11 protein-coding genes are annotated in these 15,795 nt (G+C 63.4%); 7 read left to right on the top strand and 4 right to left on the bottom strand.

The window, feature by feature from the left end:
• Positions 1–44 precede the first annotated feature (44 nt).
• The 3 genes from gcvP to OES25_08635 all read right to left on the bottom strand — a co-directional run bounded on the left by gcvP (position 45) and on the right by OES25_08635 (position 5,251).
• Positions 45–2,900, bottom strand: coding sequence for an aminomethyl-transferring glycine dehydrogenase (gene gcvP / locus OES25_08645; GenBank protein ID MDH3627709.1), 2,856 nt, complete (start codon positions 2,898–2,900; stop codon positions 45–47).
• Positions 2,897–4,018 carry a tRNA 2-thiouridine(34) synthase MnmA gene (gene mnmA / locus OES25_08640; protein ID MDH3627708.1) on the bottom strand — a complete coding sequence of 374 codons (1,122 nt, stop codon included), beginning with the start codon at positions 4,016–4,018 and terminating at the stop codon, positions 2,897–2,899. The genes gcvP and mnmA overlap by 4 nt, the downstream gene beginning before the upstream one ends.
• A 63-nt stretch (positions 4,019–4,081) precedes the next feature.
• Complete coding sequence (locus OES25_08635) at positions 4,082–5,251, bottom strand: cysteine desulfurase (GenBank protein ID MDH3627707.1); 1,170 nt, start codon at positions 5,249–5,251, stop codon at positions 4,082–4,084.
• Positions 5,252–5,367: 116 nt separating this feature from the next.
• Here OES25_08635 and ileS point away from each other — a divergent pair, with 116 nt between their 5' ends.
• Genes ileS through OES25_08600 form a run of 7 tightly spaced genes read left to right on the top strand, consistent with a single transcriptional unit; the run spans position 5,368 to position 13,574 of the window.
• The gene (gene ileS / locus OES25_08630) at positions 5,368–8,301 is read left to right on the top strand and encodes an isoleucine--tRNA ligase (GenBank protein ID MDH3627706.1); all 2,934 of its coding nucleotides are present in this window, start codon (positions 5,368–5,370) and stop codon (positions 8,299–8,301) included.
• Positions 8,298–8,831, top strand: coding sequence for a signal peptidase II (gene lspA / locus OES25_08625; GenBank protein MDH3627705.1), 534 nt, complete (start codon positions 8,298–8,300; stop codon positions 8,829–8,831). Before ileS ends, lspA begins: the two co-directional genes overlap by 4 nt.
• 9 nt (positions 8,832–8,840) lie before the next feature.
• The gene (locus OES25_08620) at positions 8,841–9,668 is read left to right on the top strand and encodes a prolipoprotein diacylglyceryl transferase (GenBank protein ID MDH3627704.1); all 828 of its coding nucleotides are present in this window, start codon (positions 8,841–8,843) and stop codon (positions 9,666–9,668) included.
• 2 nt (positions 9,669–9,670) lie between these two features.
• Positions 9,671–10,648, top strand: a complete 978-nt coding sequence (locus tag OES25_08615; GenBank protein MDH3627703.1) for an RluA family pseudouridine synthase — start codon at positions 9,671–9,673, stop codon at positions 10,646–10,648.
• Entirely contained in the window at positions 10,648–11,544 is an 897-nt protein-coding gene (locus tag OES25_08610; protein ID MDH3627702.1) for a DUF2520 domain-containing protein, read from the top strand. The genes OES25_08615 and OES25_08610 overlap by 1 nt, the downstream gene beginning before the upstream one ends.
• Before the next feature lie 29 nt (positions 11,545–11,573).
• The gene (locus OES25_08605) at positions 11,574–12,143 is read left to right on the top strand and encodes a hypothetical protein (protein ID MDH3627701.1); all 570 of its coding nucleotides are present in this window, start codon (positions 11,574–11,576) and stop codon (positions 12,141–12,143) included.
• A gap of 3 nt (positions 12,144–12,146) precedes the next feature.
• Entirely contained in the window at positions 12,147–13,574 is a 1,428-nt protein-coding gene (locus OES25_08600; protein MDH3627700.1) for a beta-N-acetylglucosaminidase domain-containing protein, read from the top strand.
• Here OES25_08600 and OES25_08595 read toward each other — a convergent pair.
• Positions 13,571–15,538 (bottom strand): response regulator, encoded by a 1,968-nt coding sequence (locus tag OES25_08595; protein MDH3627699.1) that lies wholly within the window; start codon positions 15,536–15,538, stop codon positions 13,571–13,573. The two genes, OES25_08600 and OES25_08595, sit on opposite strands and share 4 nt — an antisense overlap.
• Positions 15,539–15,795 lie beyond the last annotated feature (257 nt).

The raw sequence follows: 15,795 nt of genomic DNA, 5'->3' as shown, positions 1-15,795 counted from the left end.
ACCGACCCCGACGGACTATCCCGCGGACACCCGATCCGCAGTCCTTACTCCGTCTCCTGCAACTCTTCCATCGGCGGGCAACTACAGACCAGATTGCGATCGCCATAGGCGTTGTCGATCCGCGCGACCGGCGGCCAGTACTTCCGCTCGGTGACCCAGGAGGCCGGATACGCCGCCTGCTTCCGAGAATACGGTCGGTCCCAGTCGTCGGCCATCAGGTCCTCGGCCGTATGCGGCGCACGGGTCAGCGGGTTGTTCTCTCGATCCATCCGACCCTCCTCGATCTCGAGGATCTCCTGTCGAATGACGATCATCGCGTCGACGTAGCGTTCGAGTTCCTGACCGGATTCGCTCTCGGTCGGCTCGATCATCATCGTACCGACCACCGGGAAAGACATCGTCGGTGCATGGAGACCGAAATCCATCAGACGCTTGGCGACATCGTCGACCGAGATCCCTGCGCTGGCCTTGAACGGCCGAAGGTCGATGATGAACTCGTGGGCCACACGATCGTTGGGGCCGGTGTAGACGATCGGGTAGTGCTGGGAGAGTCGCGTGGCCATGTAGTTTGCGTTCAACATCGCTACCTGGGTCGCACGCTCGAGCCCTTCGCGTCCCATCAGCGCGATGTAGACCCAGGAGATCGGCAGAATCATCGAGCTCCCGAACGGTGCCGCGGCGACGGTTCCGTGCGCGTCGTCTCCGTTAAGATGAGGATGCTCGGGGAGGTAGGGCACCAACGACTCGACGACTCCGATCGGACCCACACCGGGTCCGCCACCGCCGTGGGGAATACAGAACGTCTTGTGCAGATTCAGGTGGCAGACATCCGCGCCGATCTCGCCGGGTCGGCAAAACCCAACCTGGGCATTCATGTTGGCGCCGTCCATGTAGACCATGCCGCCATGCCGGTGAACGACGGCGCAGATCTCCTTGATATCGGTTTCGAAAACGCCGTGGGTCGAGGGATACGTGACCATCAGCGCCGCGAGATGCTCCGCGTGACGCTCGGCCTTCTCCGCCAGGTCCGCGATATTCACATTTCCCTGCTCGTCGCATTCGACGGCGACCACCCGCATGCTCGCCATCACGGCACTTGCAGGGTTGGTTCCGTGAGCCGACTTGGGAATCAGGCAGACGTCACGATCGTTATCGCCCCGCTCATCGTGGTAACGACGGATCGCCAGCAGCCCGGCGTACTCCCCCTGCGCCCCCGCGTTCGGTTGCAAGGAGACCGAATGGAAACCGGTGATCTCGGCCAGCCAAGCCTCGAGGTCGTCAAACAGCTGCCGATATCCCATCCACTGATCCGCCGGAGCGAAGGGGTGCAACGCAGAGAACTCGGGCCAGGTGATCGGCACCATCAGCGAAGTTCCGTTGAGTTTCATCGTGCAGGACCCGAGCGGGATCATGGAATCGGCCAGCGAGACGTCCTTGCCTTGAAGACGGAACAGGAATCGGAGCATCTCGTGCTCGGAGTGGTAGAGATGGAATGACGGGTGACGAAGAATTTCGCTCTCGCGAAGCTCGTGCGGACCCAGCGATCCCTGCTCGTCGATGGCATCGTCCACGGACGCGTCCCCCGTCAACGCGCTGACGAGATCCCGTATCGATGAATGGGTCGTCGTCTCGTCCAACGAGACTCCGATCCAGCCACGCCCGTAACGGAGGTTCATGCCGGCGTCGATCGCACGCTGACGAATGCTCTCCGTCGCCGCGTCGTCGACATCGATACGCAACGTGTCGAAGAACGGCAGATCGCCGACCGCGAGGCCTCGATCGCGCAGCATTCCGGCCAGCGCCGTCGCCCGCCCATGAACCCGCTGCGCAATGGCACGAAGACCCTCGGGACCATGGTAGACCGCATACATCGCTGCGATGTTTGCCAACAGCACCTGTGCCGTACAGATGTTACTGGTCGCCTTGTCGCGTCGGATGTGCTGTTCGCGGGTCTGCATTGCAAGGCGAAGCGCGGGTCGTCCGCTCTCGTCCCTCGACAGGCCGACGACACGCCCCGGTATCAATCGCTTGAACGCATCGGTCGCGGCGATGAATCCGGCATGGGGTCCACCGAACCCCATCGGAACGCCGAATCGTTGCGCCGAACCCACCGCGATATCCGCCCCGAGCTCGCCGGGTGCACGGAGCAGACAGGACGCCAACGGATCGATGGCCATGACGACGCGACAGTCCGCGGCTCCGGCCCGTTCGACCAGCGGGGAGACGTCGCGGAGTCGTCCGTCGGTCGCTGGATGCTGGAGAAGGACACCGAAACAGGAGGTCAGATCCGCCGTAAACGGATCGCCGACCTGAAGATCGATCCCAAACCCGTCGGCGCGGGTACGGAGTACCGCGATCGTCTGCGGGTGCGCCGAGGCGTCCACGAAGAACGCGTCACCGTTCCGCTTACCGATTCCGCGACACATCGTCATCGCCTCGGCGGCGGCGGTCGCCTCGTCAAGGAGGGAGGCGTTGGCCAACGGCAGTCCGCTTAGATCGGAGATCATCGTCTGGAACAGCAACAACGCCTCAAGCCGGCCTTGCGCCAGCTCTGCTTGATACGGCGTGTAGGGCGTATACCAGCCCGGGTTCTCGAGGATGTTTCGCTTGATGACCGCCGGCGTCATGCAGCCGTGATAGCCCTGCCCGATGAAACTGCGGAAGACCCGATTCTTCCCGGCCATTTTGCGAAGGCTCGCCAGCAGCTCAGCCTCACCTCGCGGTTCACCCAGACTCAGCGGTCGCGACGAGCGAATCGACGTCGGAATGATCTCGTCGACCAGTGCCTCGAGACTGGAGACGCCGACGGTCTCGAGCATCGTGGCGATCTCCGGTTCCGACGGGCCAACGTGACGATGGATGAAGGTATCCAGGGGTCGAGGTTCCTGGTTGCGGGTCATGCTTCTACTCCACAGGCGTCGGCGGAAACGATCCACCCTCCACCCACGACAAGGTCGTCATGATAGGCAACGGCGGCCTGTCCTGCTGCCATTGCACGCTGAGGTTCGTCAAATAAGATCTCTGCACACCGATTCGGCAGCGGTCGTATCGTCGCCGCCGCACCGTCGTGGGAGCTGCGAATCTTCACGTCGGCACGCAACTCGCCGTCAAGTTCCTTGAACGGGATCCAGCGCGTGCGTTCGATGACGCAGCGATCCGAATAAAGTCGATTCTCCGAACCGACCTGCAATTCATTGCGGTCGGGGCTCATGCCGATCACGTACAGACGATCCTGCGACGGCACACCCAATCCGCGGCGCTGACCGATGGTGTAGCCGTCGAGCCCATCGTGCTTCCCGACAACCGAACCGGACGCGTCAACAACCTCGCCGGGACCTTCACCTACGACGCCGCGAGCGGCCAACACGTCGCGATAACTCTCACCCTGTGCCACGAAGCACAGGTCCATCGACTCCGGCTTGTCCGCGTTCTCCAATTCGAACTCTCGAGCCAGCGCACGGACCTCTTCCTTTTGAAGTCGGCCAAGCGGAAAACAGGCTCTACGTCGCTGGGCCTCCGACAGATCGAAGAGGAAGTACGACTGATCCTTGTCTCTATCAGCCGCCTTGCGCAGCAGCGTGCGCTCTCGATCGGGATCCCATTCGAGAATGGCGTAGTGACCCGTCACGACCCGGTTGGCCCCGACGGTGCGTGCGCGGGACCACAGCGTTCCGAATTTGACGAACGTGTTGCAACGGATACAGGGGGATGGCGTGCGGCCGTTGACGTAGTCGTCGGCGAACGGCTGCAGCACCTGCTCCTCGAATTCTCGCTCCATGTCGACGATGTAGTGCGGAAACCCCATCCGCTCGGCGACCTGGCGTGCATCGTGGAAATCCTCGGGGGAGCAGCAGCGACCGTAGCGTTCCGTCTGCCCTGCCAGCCGATCCACGAGCTGCATCGAGAAGCCCACAACCGCACCGCCGCCGCGGGCCTCGAGACAGGCCGCGACGGAACTATCGACTCCGCCACTCATCGCTACGGCCGCGACGGATCGGTCTGGACTCTGGGTGTTCATCTTGGTGAGGCTTCCTCCGAAGGAGGCCACGTTAGCGGTGCCACCGGAGAGCGTCAAGCGAGCCTAGACCTGCTCGCGGAGCCCCTCCCGGATCCGTTCGACGACGTCCGGTAGCGCATCCAGAAACCGATCGATCTGGGACTCTGTCGTGTTCCAGCCGAGAGAAACACGAACCGCTCCCCGAGAGTGTTCATCGTCGAACCCCATGGCTCGCAACACATGAGACGGCTCCACGCCCCCCGACGCACAGGCCGAGCCGGTGGAGCAGGCGAACCCCGCCATGTCGAGTCCGATCACGAGGTGTTCGCCGGGAACACCGGGTAACGAAAAATTGACGGTGTTGGGAAGACGCGCAACGGAGTGACCGTGGATCGTCACGGATGGATCCAGATCCTGAATTCTCCTCTCGACCCGTGCGCGGAGAACCAGTAAGCGCCGGGCCTCGTCCTGCATCTCCCGCTGCGCCACATCGGCCGCAGCCGCGAAGCCGGCGATCGCCGCCAACCCCGGCGTCCCACCACGACGGCGCTTCTCCTGGGCTCCGCCGCCGATCAACGGAGCAAGACGAATGCCGCGGCGGACCATCAGCGCACCGGCGCCGGCAGGGCCACCGAGTTTGTGCGAAGCGATCGCCAACATGTCGGCGCTACAACTCTTGGGGTTGATCTCGATCTTGCCCGCGACCTGAACGGCGTCCACCAGAAACGGGACGCCACGCGATCGGCACTCGCGACCGATCTCTGACACCGGCTGGATGACCCCGGTTTCGCTGTTGGCCCATTGAAGTACGGCCAACGCAACATCCTCACCAAGATGCATAACGTACCGATCGACATCGATGCGACCGTCCTGATCGCAGGGTACGGTGACAACGACGAATCCTCGCCGCCTGGCATGACCTACGGCATCCAGCACCGCGCTGTGTTCGGTATCGGGGATGACGAGTCGACGCATCGACTCCGGAGCTCGGTCGCAGACGCCACGCACGGCGGCCGAGATGGACTCGGAACCGCCGCTGGTGAAAACCAACTCGCCGTCGCCACAGCCGACCAACGCCGCGACACGACGTCGAGCGTTCTCTAGTGCACCCCGCGCACGACGGCCCTCAGCGTGGATCGATGACGGATTCCCGAAGTCACCTTCCAGCACCTCGAGCATGGCCCGGCGGGACTCTGGACGTAACGGACAACTCGCGTTGTGGTCCAGATAGACACGCTGTTCGGTCAACGTCACGACGGCAGGCTCCCTCCCGTTCCCTATGTTAGAGTACCGCTTTTCTCCGAGGAAATGCCGTGTCCAGCCCATTCGACGTCAAGTCGACGATCAATCTCCCGAAGACACGGTTCTCGATGAAGGCCAACCTTCCACAAAAGGAGCCGGAACGTCTGGATTGGTGGGACTCGATCGACGTCTACGGAAAGATCCGCGAGGCCCGCAAAGGCGCGCCGAGTTTTGTGCTGCATGACGGCCCGCCGTACGCCAACGGGAACATCCATCTTGGCCAGGCGCTCAACAAGACATTGAAAGACTTCGTCGTCAAATCCAAATCGATGGCCGGGTTCGACGCTCCGTACGTGCCCGGATGGGACTGTCACGGACTACCGATCGAGCACCGCGTCGAGAAAGAGCTGGGCCCGAAGATCCGCGAGATGGGTCCGCTTCAGGTTCGTGGCCGCTGCCGACGCGTGGCGGAAAAGTTCATCAAACTGCAGAAGGGCGAATTCCGTCGACTGGGTGTGTTCTGGGATCGTCGCCTGGACAAACAGGAAGACTCCGAGAACGCCCCTAACCGCCTGGCCACCTACCGCACCCTTGATCGTACCTACGAGGCGGAGATCGTCCGTCAGCTGGGTCGATTCTTCTCCGCGGGGGCGATCCACCACGGCGTCAAACCGGTTAACTGGTGTTGGTCCTGTCAGACCGCACTGGCCGAGGCCGAGGTCGAGTACGCGGATCGAGTCGACCCATCGGTCTACGTCAAGTTCCCGACGGAGAACGTCGGATCTCGGGTCCCCGCCCTCTTAGGACGAACCGTCTCGATCCTGATCTGGACGACGACACCCTGGACACTCCCCGCCAACCTGGCGATCGCGCTGCACCCCGAGCTTCCGTACGTCGCCGTAACCTATCAAGGAAGCGACGAGGTCATCATCGTGGCCGAGGGGCTTCTGGCCGATGTCGCCGAGACCCTGGGCTGGGCATCGACGGAGATCGTCGCCCGCTTCACAGGGTCGGAGCTTGTCGGCGAGGAATCGTCCGACGGCGTTCGGGTTCGACGCCCCTATCTGGCAACGCGGGGTGCGGCGTCTGAGGACGGCCGCCTGATCCTCGGCGACCATGTCACGCTCGAGGCGGGAACCGGCGCGGTCCACACCGCACCGGGACACGGCACGGACGATTTCCGCGTCGGGCAACAGTACGACCTCGAGATCTTCAACCCCGTCGATGACGATGGCCGCTACCGAGCGGGGCTCCTGACCGACGCGTGGCTCGACGGCCAATTCGTACTCGATGCCAACGCCAAGATCATCGACGACCTGCGGCAACGCGGGTTGCTGCTCCTGGCCACCGACTATCCACACAGCTACCCACACTGCTGGCGCTGCAAGAACCCCGTGCTATTCCGTTCGACACCCCAGTGGTTCATCGCCATGGACGCCACGGATCTGCGCCGTGCTGCGGTGGACCGGATCCACGACACAAACTGGCTACCGAAATCCGGCGAAGAGCGAATCGCGCAGATGATCGAGACACGACCCGACTGGTGCATCTCACGACAACGGACGTGGGGCGTGCCGATCCCGGCGATCACCTGCGAGGGCTGCTTCGACGAGCACGAGGATGCGTTCGTTCGTGACGCCGCGCTGTTCGAGCATGTCTCCGCGCTGTTCCTGGCGGAGGGCTCCAACGCATGGTTCGGCGTCCCACAAGACAGCGGAGGACATCGCCCCTACGAGTCGGACCAGGAACGACGAGAGCGCCTTATCCCGGCGGGTGTCCTTTGCCCGCGCTGTGAGAAGAGCGACCGACTGAGAATCCACGACCACATCGTGGACGTCTGGTTCGAGTCGGGCGTGTCGCACTCCGCGGTGCTTGGCGACTCTCCCCGTCCACCCTGGCCCGCCGACCTCTACCTGGAGGGACACGATCAGTATCGCGGCTGGTTCCATTCCTCGTTACTTGTCGCGGCCAACGATCGTGGGTTGGCCCCTTACCGCGGTGTCGTCACCCATGGCTTCACGCTTGACGCGGAGGGGCGCAAGATGTCGAAGTCTCTCGGCAACACCATCTCCCCACAGGACGTTGCCGGTAAACGCGGCGCAGAGGTCCTGCGGCTCTGGGTCGCCGCCATCGATTTCCTCGAAGACATGCGTCTCTCCGACGAGACTCTCGATCGCAACGCCGAGACGTACCGAAAGGTTCGAAACACGTTTCGATACCTGCTCAGCAACCTGAACGGTTTTGCACCGACGGACGATTCGATTCCATACGATCAGCTCCTCGAGATCGACCAGTGGGCGTTGCAGCAACTCGAACAACTGCGCCGGCGCCTGACGACCGCCTACGACGAGTACCAGTACCATGTCGTCTACCACGGACTCCATAACTTCTGTGCCGTCACGCTCTCGTCGTTCTACCTCGACATCCTCAAGGATCGCCTCTACACGGCACCGACGCTTTCCCACGAGCGGCGTTCCGCGCAGACGGTTCTCTACCGACTCCTCGACGCACTCTGCAAGCTGATGGCCCCGGTGCTTTGCTTCACAGCCGAGGAGGTCTGGCAGGCGCGACTCGAACTTCATGGCCAGACCGCCTGGACCGATCGCAGCGTCCATACGGAACGGTTCCCGGAGCCCCTCGAGGTCCCGACGGATCAGGCACTCCTTGATCGTTGGGCGCGGGTCATCTCGGTCCGAGAAGAGATCGCCCGAGCCCTCGAGGATGCACGACGCGACAAGGTCATCGGGACGGGACTCGAAGCGATCGTCACGATCGACACCGGCGACAACGCGGAACTTCGCCGCTTTCTCGAGAGCTTCGGAGACGACCTGCGGTTCATCCTCATCACGAGCGGCGTCGAATGGTCTCCCGTCTCTGAGGAAGGGTACGTCTCCGACACGATCGAGGGATTTCGGGTGGGCGTCCGGAGACATGCGGGCACGAAATGCGCACGCTGCTGGCACTACACAGATGACGTTGACGGGGAGCCGCGACACCCCGGTGTCTGCCTGCGTTGCAGTCGCAATATCGACGGCGCGACGGCCCCCACGGGCGCATCTTGAGGGCTCCGATCTACACCGGACTCCGCTGGCCCTTCTTCGCCTTTGCCACCGGGATCCTGCTCTGCGATCAATTGACGAAACTGGCGGCGGAGCAGTGGCTGCGACATCGAGAACCGCGCGTCCTGATTCCGGATCTTCTGCAGCTGGACTACGCCCGCAACCCGGGCGGCCTGGGCGGTATGTTCCGAAGCCTCGGGGAGCCGTGGCACACCCTGATCCTGACGGGCATACCGATCGTGGCGATCGTTCTACTGGCATGGTTCATCGCCAGGGCCGGCGACCTGGATCGCTCGACGCTCTACGGGCTGGCGTTCATCCTGGGCGGCGCCGTGGGCAACGTGACCGATCGCGTCCTGTATGGCGAGGTCATCGACTTTCTCGACGTCTGGGCTGCGCCTCCGGAACTGGCCCTGCGCCTCGTCCGTTGGTTCGGGACGTCGCATTGGCCAACCTTCAACATCGCGGACTCGGCCATCGTCACCGGCGCCATCCTCATGGTGACACAAACGTTCCGCGCACCGAGGGAGTAGTCTAGGAGCATGCATCCTCTCATCATCGATCTCGGCATGGTCAACCTCCCTTTCTTTGGCGAGACCCACCTGTTCCTGCCGACCTACGGCCTGCTCTTCGCGATATCGGTCCTTGTTGCATGGCGTTGGTACGCGCTTCGCACCCGGGACATGGGCGTGTCGCCGGAACACCTTTTCAATCAGACGTTCTATACCCTGCTCGCCGGCGTCCTCGGCGCCAAGCTGCTTCTGATCCTGGTCGACTGGCGGTTCTACCTGGACCACCCGGGGCAGATCCTCGGAACGCTGCGATCGGCCGGAGTCCTGGTGGGAGGCGTCATCTCGGGAATGGCGGCGTTCTTCATCTACGGGAAGCGGCATTCCCTGCCGATGTGGAAACTCGTGGATGCGATCGTCGCTCCCGTCGCGCTCGCTCAGGCGATCGGCCGACTGGGCTGCTTCTCGGCGGGCTGCTGCTGGGGACGCGAGACCTCGCTGTCCGCTCTATCGGTCGTATTCACCGACCCCGAGGCCGCGCAACAGACCGGTGTCCCGCTCAATATCCCGTTGGTCCCGACCCAACTGATCCAGTTCGGCAACGACTTGATCGTGGCCCTGATCTTGACGTTCGCATGGCGCAAGAAATTGAAACCCGACGGGACGGTCTTCTGGCTTTACGTCCTGCTCTACAGCGTGGGCCGTGGTGTCATCGAATTCTGGCGCGGCGATAGCCATCGCGGCCTCTTTTTCGGTGGCCTCGTTTCCACCAGCCAGCTCTTCGCCCTGGCCGGTGTCGTCGTCGCGTTGTTCTTCCTGGTCCGAAACCGCCGCGCCGCTCTGAGCGCTCGATCGGGCTAGCGATGACCGCCGAATCGGGAGATGAACGCTGGTCGTTTTCCGTCGATGAGGAGGCGGACGGTCAGAGGCTCGATCACTATCTGAGCGGTCACTTCCCCCACGTCACGCGCTCGAGCCTGCGCCGCTGGATCGATGGCGGCCATGTCACCGTGAACGGAAAGAGCCGTCCCAAGGCGGGCCTTTCTTTACAACTCGGCCAGACGATCGTCGTCGTCCCACCTCCACCGCCCGCCTCGTCGTTGACCCCGGAGTCGATTCCGCTACCCATCCTCTACCGGGACGATCATCTCGTCGTCATCGATAAGCCGGCCGGCATCGTCGTACATCCCGGACACGGCTGCGATAGCGGCACGTTGGTCCACGGGCTCCTCGGGCTGGGGATACGGTTGTCGACCGTCGGTGGCGACCGAAGACCGGGCATCGTTCACCGCCTCGATCGTGAGACGTCCGGGGCCCTGGTCGTCGCATGCACGGACGCAGCACACCTTTCGCTCTCGCAGGCATTCGCCGAGCGTCGCGTGACGAAGCAGTACAACGCGCTCGTCTGGGGGCGACCACAGGAAACGTCGGGCACGATCGATCGCGGGATCGGGCGGAGCAGTCGCGACCCGACGCGCATGACGGTTCGCGAGACCCGCGGCCCGGTTCGCTCCGCCGTCACTCATTTCCGCACGGTCGAGGAGATGCCCGGCTTCGCACTTCTCGACATCGGTATCGAGACGGGACGCACACATCAGATTCGAGTCCATCTTCAATCGATGCATCATCCGGTCGTGGGAGACGAACGCTATGGTGGGCGGCCGTGGAAGGGTGTGCAGGACCCGCGGAAGAGGAAGGCGCTGAGAGAGTTCGAGCGGCTGGCTCTACATGCCCATCGCCTGGAGTTCGCGCATCCGGTGACCGGCGAAACGATCTGCTGTGAGGCTCCGCTTCCGGAGTCCTTTCAGTCGCTTCTCGAGATTCTCAGAGAGGACGCCTGATGCCCCCGTCACGCCCCTCGATCACCCTCGTCGGCGCGGGCAAGCTCGCGCGCGCGATCCTGCCGGGGCTTCAAGATGCCGACTACACCGTCGACGCCGTCGTCTCGACTGATGGCAGCAGCGCACGTCGGCTGGTGGCGTCGTTCCCCGGCCCGCGGGTTATCGCGATCGACGACGTTGTGAGTCATGGATCGTCGCTGGTTCTTCTGGCGGTCCCCGACCGTTGCATCGTCGAGGTGGCTCGTCGTCTCGCCAACGACGATGAGCCGTGGAGCGGTCGTAGCGTCATGCATCACGCGGGAGCGCTCGACCTGTCCCCGCTCGAAGCGTTGCAGGCACACGGCGCGTCGGTCGGCCTACTTCACCCGTTGCAGTCCCTCGGTCATGACGCCGCCCAACTGAATAGCCTCCGGGGAAGTTGGGCACGTGTCGACGGCTGTGACGCAGGCCTGGCCGTCGCCTCTCGGCTCTGCACCGACATCGGGTTACACCGGCTGCCGTTGACGTCCCTCAGCGACAGCGAGCGCGCGCGCTACCACGCGGCCGCCGCGTTGGCCTCGAACGACGTGATCGGACTGCTCGGTCTGGCCACCGAAATTCTGGCCGGGCTGGGCATCGATCGCCGGACCGCGGGATCCGCCATCACGCGTCTCGCCGCGGGGACGACAAGCCAGGCCGATCACGGTGGCCTCGCCTCGGCCCTAACGGGCCCCGTGGTGCGTGGCGACGCAGAGGTTGTGGCACGGCACCTCGATGCACTCTCGGAGATCGGCAACGATCCGTTCACGATTCACACACGGCTCTCCAGGCAACTCCTGGCTCTGGCGATCGATAGCGACGAGGCGTCGCGGGAACGACTCGCAAAGATCGCCCGAATCCTCGACGACGCTGGCTGATCCACCCCACTGTCGGTATAGTAAACGCCATGAAACGAACGCCGTTCAGAGCACTTCCGTGGCTGTTGGCTCTCGCCATTCTGGCCCCGATATCGATCGGAGTCCTGGCCGGGAACGACGCCGCCGAATTGCCCCAGGATGCAACTCTTGAGGGCGATTGGTTCGGCACCTGGATCTACGCCAGCCGCGATCATCGCTTCGCCGCCTGGATTCAGATGGACGGTAAACGCCCGGAGATAAAGTTTCGCTTTCAGGCCATGGGTAGTGGCGAGTCGTTCATCACCGACTGGCGGGGACAGGCGACCTATCACGAGCGTGAGGGCGAAGGCGTCTTCTCGTTCAAGATGGACCAGGGCGACGCCGATCAGTTCAGCGGGCAATGGGACTGGGAACTGGTGTTCCCGACGTCGTCCCGAACCGAGTCGTCTCCCGTTCGTGGCTATCGGGCCAACGACGGCCGGGACCTACGAATCGAGTTCCAGGATCACAACCGGACACTCGTTCGCGGGGGTCGGCGGATGAGTAGCGATGCCACCTTCGTGTGGAGCTTTCGCAAAGTTTCTCGTCGCCACATCCTGTGGGACGAACTCCCGTTCTAGCTCATGACCCGTTCGTTCCTGTTTGCGTTGTTGGTCGTTCTCGGAATCGGGCCGGCTTCGTGGGCTGAGGAGCCGACGGCCGCGGTCCGCATCCTGGACGTGGGACCGATCCGAGATATCGATGCGCTAGCCCCTCACCTTCGGTGGGCCGCAGCGCACGGATGGGACGCGATCCGCATGGAACTCCCTCACGCGCTCGACCCCAGCGTCAGCCAGAGCGAGCCCGCGACCACGTTGCTGGAAGTGGTCGAGCTTTGCGAGGAACTGGAACTGACAGCGATGCTGCAACTCTTTCCGGAGGGCAGCCCGCGACCCCGTCACCCACCGGACTACGGATCCCGACGCGACCTACGCTCTTTACGCAATCGGATTGGCCGGTGGATCGAGCGGGCACCCCTGGCCGAATGGAGCCTCTCGTTCCGCGGTGGACTCGCACAACATTCGCGCCTCGGAAACGGAACCCTCGATCTCCAGCCGACCCATCCGAAACAACTGGGGCTCGCCGCTCAGGTCCACGCCGACCACCCTGACGTTCGCCTGTGGGTCGAACCCACCCACTCGACGACCGAGTCCATCGCAACCCTCGACGACGATGTTCGACGTCAGGTCCTCGAGTCGTGGAAACGGCTACCGGACTCCATCGGTGTCATCTGGGCGGGCCCCAGGCTGGTAAACCCAAGCATCGAGCGAAACGAAATCGAAGAAGCCCGGCCACTGTTCGGATCCCGACCCATGTTGCTGCTCGATCGTTTCCCCGATGGCTACGCGGCCACGGCACACCCTCTCTCGTTGGTGCTGGCTCCCCTCTCGGGGCGGGACCCGGCTCTCGTCACGATGCTCGACGGCTATCTCAGTCGACCCATGGGCCAACTGGGCGGGGCGCGCCTGTCGTTGACGACGGTCGCCGCGTTCTTCGAGGATCCTGAGGGCTACGACCCCCAACGTGCGATCGAACGGGCGGTGAACCGATTCGTCGGCAAATCGAGCGAGGCGCGAGATGCGCTTCGTACGCAGATCCTTGAATGGGGCGGCGCCCCGGGCGAACACAACGACGCGCGGTTCCCGGCCAACGATGAACGGATGGCCGCACGCTCGCTCCGAGATCCGGCCCGTGTTGCCCGCTGGCGTTGGACGGAGCTCCGCTATCCGGAACGGATGGGCAAGCTCACGGCGTTGACCGACGAAGCATTCCGCCAGGACCTCCTGGAGGCGATGTCCCGAAGGCTCGCCATCGCCCGAGCGATCCCGGCAGCGCAACAACTTCGACAACGACAGACAGAGCCCGGCCAGTGGGAGACCGCCGGCAAGATGCTTCGAACCATGCAAGAGCGACTGCGAGAGCGTCCACTGGCGCTAACCAGCCTCGTACGATTCCTACGAGCCGCGGGCCTCTCGGACACGGTCGTGGAGCCACGCCGGACAGAACGCTAGCAGCTGACGGCCTCGTCCCGCAGGTACGACTGAATCTCGGTCGGAAATTGCGAGAGACGAATCGGCTTCGTGATGTACCCATCACAACCGGCGGCCCGCGCACGAGTCTCGTCGACGGCCTTTGCGTGAGCCGTCAACGCGACGATCTGCAGATCGGCCGTACGCGGATTCTGTCGTAAACGTCGTGTCGTCTCAAGACCGTCCATGCCCGGCAATTGAAGATCCATCAAGACCAGATCCGGTGTCCGCGTCGAGAGCACGTCAAGCGCCTCTTCGCCGGTCTTCGCCTCGAGAACCTCATAGCCATGGTTCGTCAGGATATTGCGTGTGAGCTTTCGGTTGGTCGGGTTGTCTTCGACGATCAGGACGGCTCGCTGCGAGCCATCGAGGGCCGGCAGGGTCGCCACCAGGGTCATCTCGTCCTGGACCGCAGGCTTGGATACGGACTGTTGCATACAGGCCTGGAAGCGAATCTCGAATCGCGAACCCTCGCCCGGGGTCGACTCGGCGCGGATGTCACCACCCTGGAGTTGCACCATCCGGCGCACGAGGGCCAGGCCAAGACCCGTCCCCTCGAATTGCCTCGAGTAGGAGCCATCCACCTGGTAGAACTCGTTGAAGATCCGTTCGACATGCTCCTTCGGGATGCCGATCCCGGTATCGGAGACGTGAACCAGCAGATCATCGCCGTCGCGACGGGCACCGATCTCGACTCGACCACCCGCCGGTGTGAATTTTACGGCGTTGCTTAGCAGATTGACGAAGACCTGACGGAACAGGCCCGCATCCAGGAGCGCGATGTCAGACTCGTTCTCGCAGGTAACACCCAGCTCGAGACCACACTTGGCCGCCTGCGGGTGAAGCATGGCCGCAGCCTCGCGGATCGCGCGCCCGACCTCGACCGGTTCCTTGTGAAGTTCCATCCGACCGGCCTCGATCTTGGAGAGGTCGAGGATGTCATTGATCAGGCTGAGTAGATGCTCTCCGCTGTCGTGGATATCCGATACGAATTCGGATTGCTGACCGTTCAGATCGCCGAAGCTCTTCTCGCGAAGGAGCTCCGAGAACCCGATGATCGCATTCAGCGGAGTACGCAGCTCGTGGGACACGTTGGCCAGGAACTCGCTCTTGGCGCGGTTGGCATTGATCAGACCGACGTTGGCGTTCTTGAGCTGATCGTTCCGCGACTCGATCTGAGCCACGGCTTCTTGCAGTTCGCGGGTCCGCTCGTCGACCTTGTCCTCTAGCGCGACGTTGAGGTCCTCGACCTGCTCGATGCGTCGCGACTGTTCTTCCTGTCGCTCCTTGTGCGAACGATAGAAGGCAGCCAACAGCCAACACGGCGGAATCCCAAGCGCGAGCCCGGACGGCCCGATCAGATCCAGCAACCACAGGAGGCCCGCTGCGAGCGTCAGGCCGGCATAGGCGGAGACGGCCGTCCAGAGGCCGGACTGGGACCAGGTCGGGAAGAACTTCTTGCCCGTCTGCAGGACAATCACGCCCGAGACCAGAAGGGTGTTCAACATGAAGTAGACGGTCGTCGCGAGGATCAGCGGCCAGACTCGTACCAGGACGCCGTCGATGTCCGCACCACCCATGGCCACGAAGACGTGTCCGGCGATGGCGCTGGAGAGAACGACGTTGGCGAGATTGAACGTCAACCGCATCGAGTTGCGGCCTGTTCGGCGAAGCACACTTCCGAGGACGCCGGCGGCGGCGACCACGCAGGCCGACAGCGGGCCGTAGGCCGCCAGGGCCGTGAAGACAAACGGGTCGGTCGCGGAGACCGATGTCTTGATCCCCGGGAGTCGGACCGGCGTGGCACCGGCCAGTGCGACCAGCGTCGCCAGCAGGAACGTGCCCATCCAGGTGTCGCCGGTCAACGGAGTCCAGATCGACAGCACGGAGAGGACGGCAGCGAATACGGTCAGGACCACGAAACCGACGATCGGTCGCTTGTTCATGGTTCTTGCCTCCCGAGACCGACCGACGCGTCTTGTGCATCGGCCTTCGGAGCCTGTCTATTGCAATCCGCGGGCCGGAATACGCACTTCAGCGCAGATCCTTCAAAAAACCGCCCTTTCCCCGAAAACGAACCCCGCCAACGGTTCGGGGGCGTGTCGGTATGTCCGACACGCCGTGGCTCCCTTAAACGCCATCGGCACCCGAACACCTGTCCGGGGAGGGAATTTGGTGGGATGTCGCGCATCGCTACACGGTG

The organism is Acidobacteriota bacterium (genome assembly GCA_029861955.1).
GTDB lineage: Bacteria > Acidobacteriota > Polarisedimenticolia > Polarisedimenticolales > Polarisedimenticolaceae > JAOTYK01.
This window is presented reverse-complemented; position numbering and strand designations above follow the sequence as displayed.